We start from the raw sequence: 380 nt of genomic DNA, 5'->3' as shown, positions 1-380 counted from the left end.
CGCTTGCCCGAGGCGCAGCGTCAGGCCCTGCTGCATGCGGCCGAGCGCGCCGAGCGGGCAGGCTGGGAGCTGTCCTGGGCACTGACCGAGTACCAGACGCGGATGCTCGCGCGGCATGGCATGGAGGTGGTTCGCGATATCGATCCGGCCCTGCAGCAGGGGCTGGTCGAGGTGGGGCAGCGGCTGACCGAGGAGTGGCTGGCGCGTGCCGGTGACACGCGGGCAGGGATCATCCACGAATACCGGCAAGAGCAGGCGCGCTGAACCACGGCGGCGGGCGTCAGCCTCGAGCTGGCGCCCGCCGTGCTCATGCCAGGCGAAACTGGCTGGCGCTGCGACCCAGGGCGTCGACCTGGGATGACAGCCCCTCGGTATGACCG

At 71.3% G+C, this 380-nt stretch carries 1 protein-coding gene; it reads left to right on the top strand.

What is annotated here, in order from left to right; genetic code table 11:
* Positions 1-264 (top strand): type 2 periplasmic-binding domain-containing protein (locus tag J0A65_RS26295; protein WP_206597127.1); only part of this gene is annotated, 264 nt, incomplete at its 5' end.
* Between the last annotated feature and the right edge of the window lie 116 nt (positions 265-380).

Origin of the sequence: Bowmanella yangjiangensis (genome assembly GCF_017255015.1) — a bacterium.
GTDB lineage: Bacteria > Pseudomonadota > Gammaproteobacteria > Enterobacterales > Alteromonadaceae > Bowmanella > Bowmanella yangjiangensis.
The sequence above is the reverse complement of the archived record's forward strand: the minus strand, read 5'-3'. Positions and strand labels throughout refer to the sequence as shown.